Genomic DNA, 14,002 nt, shown 5'->3' on the forward strand with positions numbered 1-14,002 from the left:
AATCTTTATTGGGTTACGAAAATTTAAATAAACAATAAGGATGTCATAACAATGAATATTTCGGTAGCTGGTACGGGCTATGTGGGCTTAGTTACTGCTGTAAGCTTGGCTGAAAAAGGGCATGAAGTAAAGTGTGTGGACATTGATAATGAAAAAATTAAGTTAATGAGTCAAGGTATATCTCCGATATTTGAGCCGGGACTACAAGAATTAATGGTTAGAAACAAGGATAAGATTTCATATACCATTGACTATAATGAAGCGTATAAACAATCTGATGTTATTATTGTTGGGGTAGGAACTCCTGAGAAAAAGGATGGATCTGCAAATTTGAAATATGTCTATGAAGTTGTTAGACAAATAGCGCAAACCGTTGAACAGGACTGCGTTGTTGTAGTTAAATCAACTGTACCGGTTGGGACTAATGACAAACTTGCGCAAATCATTAATGAAAATTTGAAGAATGATGTAGTTATAGACGTCGTTTCTAACCCTGAGTTTTTATCCCAAGGATCAGCAGTTAAGGATACACTTTATGCAAAGAGAATAGTATTAGGTGTGGAGTCAGAGCATGCAGAAAATGTAATGAAACAAATGTATGATGGATTTGATATCCCTTATGTGATTACTGATCGTAAAAGTGCGGAAATGATAAAATATGCAGCTAATGATTTTCTGGCATTAAAGATTTCTTATATTAATGAAATAGCTAATTTGTGCGAAATCGTCGGTGCTGATATTGAAGACGTAGCAATAGGAATGGGTATGGACCCGAGAATTGGCGATCGGTTCTTAAGCGCTGGAATTGGTTATGGCGGTTCATGCTTTCCAAAGGATACCAAAGCCTTACACTGGCTTGCTAGCTTTAATGATTATGAATTAAAAACAATTAAAGCGGCAATTGAGGTAAATGAAAATCAAAAAATAAAATTAGTGAAAAAAGCTAGGAAATACTTTGATAATCTTAATGGTTTAAATGTTGCTGTTTTAGGACTAACATTTAAGCCGGAAACTGATGATTTAAGGGATGCACCTTCAATTGAAAATATTCCGTTATTATTGGATGATGGAGCGAATGTTAGAGTATGGGATCCTGTAGGGATGGATAATTTCAAGAAGAGATTCCCTGAGGATATATTGTATTGTGAATCAATAGAAGAAACTATTGCAAATGCTGACGTATGCTTTATTTTTACGGAATGGTCTGAAATTAAAAATTTTGATATACATAAGTATACAAAATTAATGAGAAATCCGTTAGTGATTGATGGAAGAAACTGCTATTCGCTAAGCTCAGCGCAAGATGCAGGTTTTGTTTACGATTCAATTGGAAGGAAGAGGGTGAATGTTTAATTAGTTTGTATAATAGTGTTATTAACTTATTTGTTCGTATACTAAGATGTATACAAATATAAACATTTTTGTTAACATACCATTAAACAACACAACCACATAAACCGTACGATAAAGGCAAAACCATTGAAAAGTGGCGACGCAAAGCTAAAGGGGCTTATCTGAAATCAGACTGCCAGCCAGCTACCGAATATCGTGCCTCCCGTCGAGGTTTATGTGCAAAATTGGAGGTTATTCATAGGATGATACACACAAATATTGTACGTGAATGGCATCAGCTTTGGATGGAGTTCCATGAAATGCTGTGGAAAGATTGCTTGGATGAAGAGAAACGTATGGAGCTCTATCTAAAAATGGTTTATCATAAGAATAAACTAGCGGCTGTCACTCTCTCATAAACAAGCTCATGGAGTACGATTTCTTGTTGGTCTGTAAAAAGCGATATCCGAAGCTGGCGCCCTGTCTTATAAGAAGCGTCAGCTTGTTTTTTTGAAAATAAGACAAGGAGGATCATATGGGGTCATTGCTCATGCAGCGCCCGTATGAAACCAAAACGATGAAAATATCGAGTAAAATGCTATTTATAATTGCAGGCGCAATCGTTGTTATCGGTATTGTGATTTATGGAAGTATGAGTCTCTTTTCAAAGCTGAATCAGGTAGAAGAGCTAAATGGACGTATAGAAGAAACGGCTCGGATTGATGGGGGGCAAAATACTGCTGCGGGCACAGAGAAGCCTAACGATCAGCCGGAGCAGACGCCTGAAGCTGTTCCAGCTCAGACGCCGACAGCTGATTCAGCTCAGACAGAGGTGCCAGTTCCATCGTCTCAGACAGCGGAAGACCTTCAGCCTAGCCCAACTTCATCTTTGACACCTGAATCAACGTCTGATAATTTAGATGTAGGCCGGAAGTCAGGGGATGAATCTGCCAATTCGGAAGAAAAGTCCCGAAAGAAGAAAGAGATTGATGCCTCGGTTACAGCGGAGCTGGAGAAGCTGAAGTCTTCGTGCAAGGCAAGCAGCAATAGCCTGGTCCGTCAGATCGCACAAGAGCTTAGCGTTGATGAAGATGCAACGCTTGCGGCTATTCAGAGCAAATATCTGAATAAGGTTTTTTCTGCTGAGGCTGACTGTGATGCGAAGTTCAATCTATTAATTAGCAATGCCAAGAGCGAGTATAAGGCAGCAGATTTAGGCGATCAACCCTTTCCTGATTGGAGCTCGCAATATGAAAGTGCTAAAGCTGGAGCCAGAGCCGATGCGCTTGCCGTTATTGCCAACTCGCTCGACAAGTAAGCTCTATTATTCTGAGGAGGCTCTATGAAAAAGTCACGAGCATTATCTATTTTTCTAGTTGTTACGATGCTTTCATCTTTACTTGCTGCCGTCGCATCAGCGGCAACGACAACAATAAAGGCGACAACGCAGCCGATTAAACTGCAATTTGATGGTCAATCGCTACAGCTGCCGGAAGGTCAATACTCGTTTATTTATCAAGGTCGTACATATGTGCCGATTCGCTACATTTCCTATGCGCTGCAAAAAACGGTGAAATGGGATGGAACGAAGGCTGCAATTTCTAAACCAACGGAGAAGGAGCTTGCTGCGCTGAAGAAGCAATTGCAAACTGGAGCATCAGGCAGCCAAAAGCCGCAAGCAAGCATTTCAATTGCGATTCAACCTGTTAAGGCATCCTTGGTATTCGATGGGAAGACAGCAGCCTTGCCGGCTGGCCAATCTCTTTACGTTTTTAGCGGCTCAATCTATGCGCCTCTTCGTTTCTTGTCAGAGGCGGCAGGGACGCAGATCAACTTTGACCCGGTGACGCAGATGGTTAGCGGTGAATCCGCTGCATATCGGTCAGAGCTAGAAGCCGGCGGCGGTATACAGCCAGAAACAAGCACAGTTACGGGTAAAACCGGTAATGCTGGCGCAGGTGCTGGCGGCGCAGGTGGAGGATCTGTTAAACCGACAGAAGAACAAATTACGGATGATGCCAAAGCGAAGCTCGTTGCGCTTCAGAATAGCTGTGACGCGGCTCTTCGGAAAATTCTTTTGGAATACAATTCGGCAAAGGCTGAGGATAAAGCTAATATAGAGGAAAAAGGGCGTCTGACGCTTAACAATTGCACCACGAGGTTTGAGGACATTATATCAGACACGACGTCAAAGCTGACTGCGAACGGGTATAGTACGGACGTTATTGCTGCCTATCGAGAAGAATTCAATAATCTGCTTAAGGCTGGAAGAATAGTTGCGGAGAATTTGAAATAATCGTTATTTTATTGAGCATTTAGGAGCAGTTGTGAAGTCTCATTGACTTCACTACTGCTCCTTTGTCTGTTGACCAGCAACTACTGTTGCTTTCGCTATTCTCCTGAGTTCAATTGCAAGCGAGATGGATAGCGTAAAATCCGATTCAATGGTAAGTCGAATATGTCAAAATGAGCCTCGAGTATGCCTTTTTTTTTCATACTTTTTTCTTTCCTTCCTTCCAATTGTGGAGTAATGCGAAAAATTAACACATTTCATTAGCAAACCCACTACCATAGTACTAAAATTTGAATTACACTATGATTAGAAACTAACCTAAATCTATACAAAAGTGTCAATATAGGGGGACTAAGGTCATAATTGAAGTGTTCCATCTATTCGATCGATGTACTTTCAGTCTATTTAGCCTAGATACAGATGCGATTATGCTTTCTCGCGGATTAGGTCTAAGTGCTCAAGAGATGGGCTGCTTGCTGGATTGGATGATAATTGGCCGTTATGTTGGAATGATATAGGTTTGGCGAGGGAAAGCCCGTTGATGTCGATTCTAATCGTTTTAATCAGGGAGAGGTGAGGGTCCATTAATAGAGATACTGTTCTACAAAAAAGGAAGCTAGAGCATACGATCGAGCAGCTGCGGCAGGAAATGGTCGATAAGCTATTTGTGTGCCAGTCATACCAATCTGATGAAGTGTTAGGAGCAAGCCAAGCGTTGGATCGTGTGCTTAATTGCTATGATTGCGTAAGATATGAGAAAGAGTGTATAAATAAGACGAATTGTGCTTCGTTTGTGTTCACATGGAAAGAAAATAACTCTATTTAAACAGACGCTTCCGTTTATTTTTTCTGAATTTGTACCAATATTTCCCGTTTTCATCCTTAAAAATCCTAATTCCGATTAGTTTGAATGGTGTTGCTATTTCAGTAAACATTAAATAACTAGACATCATGATCACCCTCGTTTCTCTTCCTTTAAGTCATAATACCAAACTTTAGATATATTGACTATATGAAAATAGGACTTTCATACCTCTCCCTTATGAAAAATGGTTGGGTTATACTTCTTTTTTTTCCAATTATGTACTATTAAAAATGTCAGCGGCTGCTTCTTTTGAGGAAGTAGGCCGTTCTTTGGCATGTCTCTCCAGCTCTCTGCATGCTCAAATTTTGTTTGTGCCTTTCTTTTCAAGTATGATAGATGAAGAGAATAGGGATAAGGTTTCTTTGCAGGAGGTGCTGGAGAATTGACCAAATCTATGAAATGGATGCCAACCCTCATATGGGGGATCCTGTTTGCGGGTTGGCTCGCGCTTTTATTTATGTTTTCGTCCCAGTCGTATGAGCAGCAAAGCATTCAGCCTTTCTTGCGCAGCCATTTTGATTACCATCAGCTTGTAAGATGGCTGCCTGATGTGACGATTACATATCGAACCAGCGTTATTAATTCACATGAACGTCCATATAGCTTCATTGAATTCCTATTTCGCAAAGGCGCGCATTTATTTGTGTACGCTGCGTTCGCTGCCATGCTGTACATGTTCCTGCGTGCGCTGAGCGGTGGACGTTGGTTTATTTCGATTGTGATTACGCTGCTGGTTGCAATTGCTGTCCCGGCGTTAGATGAATGGAATCAGCTTGGCTCTGACGAGCGGACGGGCAACGCCACGGATGTTGTGCTTGATTTTGTCGGGGGCAGTGCGGGCCTATTTGTCTGCTTGTGCATCTTAGGGTTAGTTAAGCTATGGCGCTCCCTATCACGGTCGAGAACAAGAAATTAAATAGGCATACAGCGATAAGAGCTGTCGTTCAAGCGGTGAAAGCGGCTGAGCGGCGGCTTTTTGCATAGGCCAGAGGTATATCAACTAATAAATTCGCATTAACAGCTGTTATGGATTGGAAAATAGCGAAAAAAACAAAAAAACGGACAAACAGGCCGGCTATCCTATATAATCGTCTTTGTTACTATAAAGACTTATTACATATGGAGGTATCGCAGCTTGCAGCGCTATGAGGAGTTGGATTCGCTTAGAGGTTTGGCGGCGTTAGCCGTTATGGTTGGCCATTTCTTAATGGTGTTTACGCCAATCGTGCAAAATACATCAGGCTTAAGCTTTCTGGATTATCCGCTTAACCTGCTGAAATATACACCGCTGCATGCGATTTGGGGAGGCCATGAAGCAGTTATTATGTTTTTTCTGCTTAGCGGGTTCGTGCTCTCCTTGCCGTTCTTCAGCAATCGCCAGCAGAATTATACGAAATATGTGATTAAGCGGATCTGCCGCATTTACATCCCTTTTCTGGTCGCTTTAGTGATCGCCATTCTAATGAGGGAAGCGGTCTACGTGTCGAAGCTTACGGACTTAACGACCTATTATAACAATCTATGGGTAGCACCTCCGGATATGGGCTCCATTATTCATCACCTTCTGTTTGTGGGGAATTACAATACGACGAGATATGATCCGATATTGTGGACGCTGGTCCATGAGATGCGAATCTCGTTATTATTCCCTTTCATTATGTTTGCTATTGTGAGAGGCGGATGGAAATTCGGACTTCCGCTTGCGATTGTCTTATCCTATGGAGCAGCAATTATGCTCGAAAATATAGAAACCCGTTACATGACTAATTTTGTTGTATCCCTGCATTATGCCTCTTTCTTTATTGTAGGAGCGCTGCTTGCCAAATATCAAAAGCAGCTGAGGGCGGTTTTCTCGAAGTTAAATGGCTGGTGGACAACCTTGCTTCTTATTGGAGCATTATGCTGCTATTCGTTCAAATGGATCGGTTATGGCGAGGATTTCCATGACAGGTTCATGCCGCATGGCGGCGATTGGATGACGGCGATCGGTGCTTCCATCTTCATTATAGCAGTTCTATCGTCCGTTCGATTATCGCAGCAGCTGCAGCGGAAGCCGTTATTATTTTTGGGCAAAATCTCGTACAGTCTTTATTTATATCATATGATCGTGCTTCTATCGCTCGTTCATCTGCTTGATGGAGAGCTTGATAAAATGTTTATCGTCATGCTCGCTTTTGTTGTTTCATTCGGCGCGGGGGCGCTAAGCTATTATTTCATAGAGCTGCCTTCCATTCGTTTAGGCAGGTGGCTTACAGGTTGGGGAAAGAAGCCGAGCGTGGTTGTAGGAAGCAGTGGAGAAAGAAGCATCTCGTCTTGAGTAGGATGATCGACTGAACAGAGGAAAGGAATGGCTCTCCTAGCGGGGGCATTCCTTTTTTTTGCTTATCCATGTGCTAGAGTAATGCAGCAGAAGCTGCTGATCGTTCGATTCAAAAACAAACCGCGCTAGACGTCTAATAAAAGCGTATAATAGAAGTAGGAAATAGCAGCGGCTTTGCTAGTAAAGGCTGCTGTTTTCCTTATTCACGGTATGGGAGTGATACGTTGTATGGCATCAATGGTTATTATGAATGAAAAAATACGCGCATCCGAGGTGAGGCTAACAGGTTTGCGGGGCGAGGATCTGGGCATTGTCTCGCGTGATGAAGCGCTGGCGAAGGCGCGCGAGCTGAAGGCAGACCTCGTCTGCACCTCGCTTATGAGCAGCCCGCCGCCTTGCAAGCTTGTTGGCAAGGGACAGGCTAAGCAGCAGGCGGATCAAGAGAATCGCAGCGCTAAGGTGAAGGAACAGCCTGGCAAGGTAAAGGAGCTCCGCTTGACCCCTCATATCGAGGAGCATGATTATGATACGAAGCTGCGGCAGGCGGCGAAGCTTCTCGGCTCGGGCAACGGCGTCCAGCTCGTTGTTAAGATTCAAGGCAAGGAAGGTCCGAAAGCGAAGGAGCTTCTGGAGCGTATGCTGAAGGATCTGGCGGAGAGCGGCAAGAAGCAATCAGGCATTCAAGTGAGCGGGAAGCAAGCGGCTGTGCAAGTATTGCCATTGTGAGCAGCTCGCGTCTAATGAAAGCTTTTTGAAGGGGAAGGATCGCTGAGCGGCGTTTCGAATGACTTGGTGTACCATCATGCCATTCTTGGGCTGCTCAGCATTCTCGGCGTCAACGTTAACGCTCTGCATTTGTATACGCTTACTTTAAAGCAGGGGGCTGTTAATGAGGCTTATCGTATAGGAGCAGAACCAGTTGGTGCAGCATGAACAGATTTATGGGCTTAATAGTATTTATACCATTCTATTAACGAGGTGAATGATTAATGAAGAAAACCGTTCATACTGGACCCATCAAGCTGCCTGCGCGGCCTGATCCGAAGCTGTGGGTAAGCAAAGCGCCGTTTGGGCTAGGAAAAATCAAGCCGCATCATATTCGGGATACGCTCAAGGTAGCGTGGGACAACCGCGATAATTTGCCTTATGCTTACCGGATTTTGACACAGGGGGTATGCGATGGCTGCGCGCTGGGCGTATCCGGGTTATATGATCAGACGCTGGATGGCCCGCATATTTGCACGACTCGTCTGAATGTTCTGCGACTTAATACGATGCCGGCCATTAAGGGGGCAACGCTGCATTCGGATATCGATGAGCTGCGTAAGCTCGACAGCACGCAGCTGCGCAAGCTGGGGCGCTTGCCGTACCCGCTTATTAGGGCGAAAGGGGAGCGCAGCTTCCGCAGGCTGTCATGGGAGGATGCGCTTGACCGGATTGCGGCGAAAGCAATGTCGATCGATCCGAAGCAGCTGGCCTTTTATTTAACGGCGCGCGGAATAACAAATGAGTCCTATTATGTGGCGGCGAAGGCGGCCCGGCTTATCGGAACCAACAATATTGATAATGCCTCGCGAATTTGCCATTCCCCCTCCAAGACGGCGATGAAGCGCTCGGTTGGTGTAGGGGCTTCAACCTGCAATTACAAGGATTGGATCGGTACGGATGTGCTTGTATTCTGGGGCAGCGTAGCCGCAAACAATCAGCCTGTATCCACCAAGTATATGTATGCCGCGAAGCGGAAGGGGACCAAGATCATCGTCATCAATCCTTACCGCGAGCCGGCGATGGAGGGCTACTGGATTCCGTCGATCCCGGAATCGGCTCTGTTTGGCACAAAGCTGGCTGATGACTTCTATCAGGTAAATATCGGCGGCGACATTGCGTTCATGCACGGCGTGATGAAGTGGTGGTTTGAGATGGAGGAGGAGCAGCCGGGATCGGCGATTGATCATGCATTTGTTCAGGAGCATGCGAATGGCTATGAGGAGCTGAGGGCGCATGTCGTGCAGCAGGAATGGGAGCTGCTCGAGCAGTCATCCGGCCTCACAAGGGAGCGGATGAGGGATTTCGCTGTAGAGCTGGCAGGGGCGAAGTCCGGCGTATTCGTCTGGAGCATGGGGCTTACGCAGCATCGGTTCGGAACGGACAACATATCGCAGGTGGCGAACCTTGCGCTGCTGCGAGGCTTCCTTGGACGCGAGCACTGCGGCTTGATGCCGATTCGCGGCCATAGCGGCGTTCAGGGCTCGGGCGAAATGGGTGCCGATCCGTTCAGCCTGCCCGGCGGCGAGTTTAAAGGCGGGGATATCGGCCGAATCGAACGCCTCTGGGGCTTCAAGCTGCCGGATTGGCAGGGCGATATCGTCGGCGTATCGCTGGAGAACGCTTTGCTGCCGGAGCAGCATGAGCGCAGGCTGAAGCTGTTCTATACGTCTGGCGGCAATTTTGTCGAGACGATGCCAGACCCGGATTTTATGAAGCAATGCTTGGAAGCGGTTGATCTGAGGGTGCATCAGGATATTGTGCTGAACAGCTCTACGCTGCTGGACGCGCAGGAGGAGGTTATCGTGCTGCCGGCGATGACGCGTTATGAGCAGCCAGGCGGCGGCACGTCTACCTCGACGGAGCGGATGGTTTATTTTTCCCCGATGATTGAAGGCCCTAGGTTGGAGGAGGCTCGTGCGGAATGGCAAATCTATGCGGACCTCGCTGCACGCATTCGGCCTGAAATGAGAGAGTCGATTGCTTTTAAGGATGCCGACGCAGTCAGGCGAGAGATTGCTTTGGCAGCGCCTAATTATGATGGCATTCAGAAGCTGCGCAATAAAGGCGATGTGTTCCAGTGGGGAGGGGCTTGGCTGTGCGAGGATGGCATCTGTCCAACGGAAGATGGCAAAGGCCATTTAATCCCGGTTGAGCTGCCTGAGCTGCGTATACCAGAAGGCCATTTCTATGCGACAACGCGGCGAGGCAAGCAGTTCAATTCCATGATTTACGGAGAAAAGGATGTCTTCAACGATGCCGGCCGCTACGATGTGCTGATGAGCGGAGCGGATTTAGCCAAGCTTGCGATTGCTGAAGGAGAAGCGATTGTGGTCTATAACCGGAACGGCGCCTACCATGGCCGGGCCAAAAGCGAGGATATCGCGCCTGGGAATATCGAGCTGTACTGGCCGGAGGGCAACAGTCTTTTTCCAAGAGGGGTATATGAGCCGGTTGCCGGCATTCCTGAATACAATACATCGGTTATTGTGGAGCGGGCGGAAACATATCATGCATTTAAGGACACGAAATATATCGAGAAGCGGATTGTCGAGCTTGAGATTGAGCCGCCGGCTTAAGCATGTATGATTGGCAGGAAGCGAAGCATGCCTAAGCGGGAAGCGAAAGGGGAGGGGCACTCGGATGGATCTATCCAACACGACCAAATGGCGGATACTCAAATACGACGGAAGCGCGAGCTTCGAGAAGGATGACGATATCGCCGCGGAATTTCCGCTTACCTTGAAGCTGGATGGCGAGGAGTTCGCAACCTTGGTGTGCTCGCCATCTGACCTGCAGGAGCTTGTCATTGGCTTTCTCGCTTCCGAAGGCGTTATACGCACGGCTGGTCAGGTGAAGTCTCTGAACATCCATGAGGATACGGGCTTTGCCTACATCGAGCTTGAACATAAGCATACGGTGAGCCTCGACCATTACTCCAAACGTTTTATCGGCTCCTGCTGCGGGAAGGGGCGCCAGTTTTATTTGCACAACGATATGCTTACGGCTAAAACGATCATGACCCGCACGAAAATATCGGCTGAGCAGTGTATACGCTTTATGCGGGAGCTGCAGGACAGCTCTGCGGATTTCCGCAGCACGGGCGGCGTTCACAACGCAGCTATCGGAACGCCTGCCGAGCTGCTCGCCGTACGAACAGACATCGGCCGTCACAATGCGCTCGACAAGCTCTTCGGCTATTGTCTGCTGCATCGCCTCCGCACCTCGGACAAAGTGATCGCATTCAGCGGAAGGCTTTCCTCAGAAGCGGTCTTGAAGGCGGCGAAGATCGGCTGCGGTATTTTGCTCAGCAAGTCGGCGCCTACCGATCTCGCCCTTCGGCTCGCGGATGATCTGGGCATCACCTGCGTAGGCTTTATACGGGGCGGGGAAATGAACGTCTATACGCATCATGACCGGATTGAATTTGGGAATGGATTGACAGGCTGGAAGTGATTGTATATCATTTTAAATGAAAATGATTATCACTACAGAAAGAGAAGGAGTTCGAGATGCTTTTACGATTTTTTGCTTATTATAAGCCTTACAAAAAGCTGTTCCTGCTTGATTTCTGCTGTGCAGTTCTGCTGTCGGTGCTGGAGCTATGCTTCCCTCTAGCGGTCAGCTATGTGATTGATACGCTGCTGCCGGACGAGAACTGGGGTTTGATTATAACAGCCTGCGCTATCCTTCTCGTCGTTTATGTCATTAATACCATATTGCAATATATCGTCACCTACTGGGGGCATATGCTTGGCATTAATATTGAGACGGACATGCGGAAGAAGCTGTTCGATCATATCCAGAAGCTGTCGTTCCGATTTTTCGATAATACGAAAACAGGCCACCTGATCTCGCGCCTTACGAATGATTTGTTCGAGATTGGCGAGGTTGCCCATCACGGACCGGAGGATATGTTCATAGCCGCGATGACGCTGGTCGGAGCATTCGGCATTATGGCCTATATTAATTTGGAGTTAGCCATTCTAACGTTCATTATCGTTCCAATCATTATATGGCTCGTTCTGCTGTTCAACGGCAAAATGACGAAAGCAGCGAATCGGCTGTTCTCGGATATGGCTGATTTCAACGCACGCGTTGAGGATACAGTTGGCGGCATTCGTGTCGTTCAAGCGTTCTCGAACGAGAAGCATGAGAAAAAGCTGTTCAAGGTCAACAATCTGCGCTTTCGTGAAGCCAAGCTTATTTCCTACAAAATTATTGGCTTGAACTCGTCGATTACGTACATGCTGATGAGGCTTGTATCGGTATTTGTGCTCGTGGCGGGGACATGGTTCGTTATTAAGGGAGACCTGAAATACGGCGAATTCATTAGCTTTGTTTTGCTGACGAACATCTTCTTTAAGCCGATTGAGAAAATTAATGCCGTTATCGAAAGCTATCCGAAAGGCATCGCTGGCTTTAAGCGCTACGTGCAGCTGCTAGAGACAGCGCCAGACGTTGCAGATAAGCCGGATGCTGTTGAGGTGGATCGTTTAAGCGGAAATATTGTTTATCAAAATGTTACGTTCGGTTATGAAGGCGAAGCTAAGGTTCTGCAAAATATCGATCTGAAAATCCGCGCAGGCGAGACGATTGCTTTCGTTGGACCATCCGGTGCCGGCAAAACGACGCTTTGCAGCTTGCTGCCGCGTTTCTATGAGATAGAGGGCGGCAGCATTTCAGTCGACGGCTACGATATTCGCGATCTGAAGATGGAATCGCTGCGGAAGCAGATCGGAATCGTACAGCAGGATGTATTCCTGTTCGCGGGCACGATTCGTGAAAATATTATTTACGGCAAGCTGGGCGCATCCGATGAGGATATTTGGCAGGCAGCTCGCAGAGCGAAGCTCGAGGAGTTCATCCAAGCGCAGCCGCAGGGGCTGGATACGGTTGTCGGCGAACGCGGCGTGAAGCTGTCCGGCGGGCAGAAGCAGCGCCTGGCAATTGCGCGGATGTTCCTCAAAAATCCGCCAATCCTTATTCTCGACGAAGCGACGTCGGCGCTCGATACAGAAACAGAAGCGGCGATTCAGCAATCGCTGGCTGAGCTGTCCGTCGGCCGCACGACGCTCGTGATCGCGCACCGTCTTGCGACGATCAAGAATGCGGATCGCATCGTCGTTGTAACGGAGCAGGGCATTACCGAGCAAGGCCGCCACGAGGAGCTAGTGTCGGCGGGCGGCATTTACAGCCGCTTGCACCACGCGCAGTTCGGCGCCAATTAATCGCAGGCGATGCCTTTGCGAGCGTTGAGGCTGGGAGAATGGATGGGGCTGGCTCGAAAGTTATACCGGATGTCCCCTTCCCCGAATACTGACAGGAAGCATCCATACCGAAAAACGCCCCCAACCCTGCTTGAGCAGCGGTTTTGGAGGCGTTTTTCTTTTTATTTGGGACTCATGACTCTGATTAATACTCGAACCATTCCCATTCATTCGCTGATGCCCTTGAACACTCTTCTTCATTATTACCGCAGGCTACTCTTCGGTTACTGTGCCAGCTCCAATCGCTACAGTGCAGAAAATACAGCAGAAACCTGACATGACTCTCCAAATGAGGGCTACACTGCAGAAAATACAACAGAAATAGCCTCCAATGCGGAAAATGAGCACATTGATTCAGCTACGGTTTGAACTGAAAAGCGGCTGCCAGCCTTTTGCCGGCAGCCGCTGCTTTATTTAATGAGATTAACGGTTGCGGCGATGCTCTGCCTTTACCAGCCTCAGTAGATCCCGGATACCGTTTGCCACCTTATCTGGGGATATGTTTTTAGCCATCGTATCCGCACGAATCTGCTCGATGACCTTTACTGCTCTAGCGCCCGTTACGGTCAGTACCTTGACGTCTCCGCCCATGAACGTCTTGATCTGGCTTGCTGCCATCGCCAGATTGTCGTGGCTGTCCTTGTCCGTGCCGCTCATGCCGCCGAGGCCATCTTCCGGCGAATAGCCTTTGCCAGAAAGCCCTTCGGTCTGATCGAGCAGCTTTCTCTGAAGGCTGTCATATTGCGAGGCGGAAGCCGCATGCTTCTCCGCGGCGAGCACGACCGTATCGTCAAAGACGAATACGCGCACGTCAGGGATGCCGATGCCGCTGAGGCGCGATTCCAGATGCGCGGAGAAGCCGCTTGCGTTCAGCCCTGAGCTGCCGATCATACTGTAGACGGATGTGCCCATGCCGTAAGTGGTTTTGCCATGCTCATTGGTCGTATGCAGCTTCGGTCCGCCTTCGCTTGGAATGATGGAGGGATCATGAAGCATATGAGCCTGCTGCTGCTGATCAGATTTTGTTTGGGTATTTGGCGCTGTCCCATTGGCGCAGCCGGTAAAAGCCAAAGCTAAAGCGGCAGATGTCAGTACGAGCAGTTTGCGGGTGGTAGTCATTGAAAAATCATCCTCCATAGGTTGCATTTTGCTTTTAG

Annotated in this window: 13 protein-coding genes and 1 riboswitch; of the genes, 12 read left to right on the forward strand and 1 reads right to left on the reverse strand. The window is 47.5% G+C overall.

The annotated features are described in order from the left end of the window. Window positions 1-51 precede the first annotated feature (51 nt). The 12 genes from AC2TDN_RS12955 to AC2TDN_RS13010 all read left to right on the forward strand — a co-directional run bounded on the left by AC2TDN_RS12955 (window position 52) and on the right by AC2TDN_RS13010 (window position 12,806). Complete coding sequence (locus AC2TDN_RS12955; RefSeq protein ID WP_484688272.1) at window positions 52-1,353, forward strand: UDP-glucose dehydrogenase family protein; 1,302 nt, start codon at window positions 52-54, stop codon at window positions 1,351-1,353. Between the two features lie 106 nt (window positions 1,354-1,459). After that, window positions 1,460-1,544: riboswitch (cyclic di-GMP riboswitch) on the forward strand. A 51-nt stretch (window positions 1,545-1,595) separates the two neighbouring features. Continuing rightward, window positions 1,596-1,751, forward strand: coding sequence for a hypothetical protein (locus AC2TDN_RS12960; RefSeq protein ID WP_482068439.1), 156 nt, complete (start codon window positions 1,596-1,598; stop codon window positions 1,749-1,751). A gap of 116 nt (window positions 1,752-1,867) precedes the next feature. Then, on the forward strand, window positions 1,868-2,650 hold the full coding sequence (locus AC2TDN_RS12965; protein WP_484688273.1) for a hypothetical protein: 783 nt from the start codon (window positions 1,868-1,870) through the stop codon (window positions 2,648-2,650). Window positions 2,651-2,674: 24 nt separating this feature from the next. Beyond that, window positions 2,675-3,628: a copper amine oxidase N-terminal domain-containing protein gene (locus AC2TDN_RS12970; RefSeq protein WP_484688274.1), complete on the forward strand. Its 954-nt coding sequence runs from the start codon at window positions 2,675-2,677 to the stop codon at window positions 3,626-3,628. Window positions 3,629-4,253: 625 nt separating this feature from the next. After that, window positions 4,254-4,451: an aspartyl-phosphate phosphatase Spo0E family protein gene (locus tag AC2TDN_RS12975; RefSeq protein ID WP_484688335.1), complete on the forward strand. Its 198-nt coding sequence runs from the start codon at window positions 4,254-4,256 to the stop codon at window positions 4,449-4,451. A 421-nt stretch (window positions 4,452-4,872) separates the two neighbouring features. Continuing rightward, window positions 4,873-5,406: a VanZ family protein gene (locus tag AC2TDN_RS12980; protein ID WP_484688275.1), complete on the forward strand. Its 534-nt coding sequence runs from the start codon at window positions 4,873-4,875 to the stop codon at window positions 5,404-5,406. Between the two features lie 219 nt (window positions 5,407-5,625). After that, on the forward strand, window positions 5,626-6,807 hold the full coding sequence (locus AC2TDN_RS12985; protein ID WP_484688276.1) for an acyltransferase family protein: 1,182 nt from the start codon (window positions 5,626-5,628) through the stop codon (window positions 6,805-6,807). Between the two features lie 240 nt (window positions 6,808-7,047). Next, entirely contained in the window at window positions 7,048-7,536 is a 489-nt protein-coding gene (gene infC / locus AC2TDN_RS12990) for a translation initiation factor IF-3 (protein WP_484688336.1), read from the forward strand. A gap of 63 nt (window positions 7,537-7,599) precedes the next feature. Further along, window positions 7,600-7,743, forward strand: a complete 144-nt coding sequence (locus tag AC2TDN_RS12995; protein ID WP_484688277.1) for a hypothetical protein — start codon at window positions 7,600-7,602, stop codon at window positions 7,741-7,743. Window positions 7,744-7,799: 56 nt separating this feature from the next. Next, window positions 7,800-10,154, forward strand: a complete 2,355-nt coding sequence (locus AC2TDN_RS13000) for an FdhF/YdeP family oxidoreductase (RefSeq protein WP_484688278.1) — start codon at window positions 7,800-7,802, stop codon at window positions 10,152-10,154. Window positions 10,155-10,218: 64 nt separating this feature from the next. Further along, on the forward strand, window positions 10,219-11,031 hold the full coding sequence (gene fdhD / locus AC2TDN_RS13005) for a formate dehydrogenase accessory sulfurtransferase FdhD (RefSeq protein ID WP_484688279.1): 813 nt from the start codon (window positions 10,219-10,221) through the stop codon (window positions 11,029-11,031). A gap of 56 nt (window positions 11,032-11,087) precedes the next feature. Beyond that, the gene (locus AC2TDN_RS13010) at window positions 11,088-12,806 is read left to right on the forward strand and encodes an ABC transporter ATP-binding protein (RefSeq protein ID WP_484688280.1); all 1,719 of its coding nucleotides are present in this window, start codon (window positions 11,088-11,090) and stop codon (window positions 12,804-12,806) included. Window positions 12,807-13,268: 462 nt separating this feature from the next. On the opposite strand, the gene AC2TDN_RS13015 is transcribed toward AC2TDN_RS13010, so the two are convergent. Continuing rightward, window positions 13,269-13,964, reverse strand: a complete 696-nt coding sequence (locus tag AC2TDN_RS13015; protein WP_484688281.1) for a hypothetical protein — start codon at window positions 13,962-13,964, stop codon at window positions 13,269-13,271. Window positions 13,965-14,002: the final 38 nt, after the last annotated feature.

This window comes from Paenibacillus sp. Y660, assembly GCF_057221575.1.

Bases quoted from the DNA above. Each gene is read 5' to 3' on its own strand.
- AC2TDN_RS12960 (WP_482068439.1), top strand. From the start codon at position 1,596: ATGATACACACAAATATTGTACGTGAATGGCATCAGCTTTGGATGGAG.
- AC2TDN_RS13010 (WP_484688280.1), top strand. From the start codon at position 11,088: ATGCTTTTACGATTTTTTGCTTATTATAAGCCTTACAAAAAGCTGTTC.
- AC2TDN_RS12955 (WP_484688272.1), top strand. From the start codon at position 52: ATGAATATTTCGGTAGCTGGTACGGGCTATGTGGGCTTAGTTACTGCT.
- fdhD (WP_484688279.1), top strand. From the start codon at position 10,219: ATGGATCTATCCAACACGACCAAATGGCGGATACTCAAATACGACGGA.
- AC2TDN_RS12970 (WP_484688274.1), top strand. From the start codon at position 2,675: ATGAAAAAGTCACGAGCATTATCTATTTTTCTAGTTGTTACGATGCTT.
- AC2TDN_RS13000 (WP_484688278.1), top strand. From the start codon at position 7,800: ATGAAGAAAACCGTTCATACTGGACCCATCAAGCTGCCTGCGCGGCCT.
- AC2TDN_RS13015 (WP_484688281.1), bottom strand. From the start codon at position 13,964: ATGACTACCACCCGCAAACTGCTCGTACTGACATCTGCCGCTTTAGCT.
- AC2TDN_RS12965 (WP_484688273.1), top strand. From the start codon at position 1,868: ATGGGGTCATTGCTCATGCAGCGCCCGTATGAAACCAAAACGATGAAA.
- infC (WP_484688336.1), top strand. From the start codon at position 7,048: ATGGTTATTATGAATGAAAAAATACGCGCATCCGAGGTGAGGCTAACA.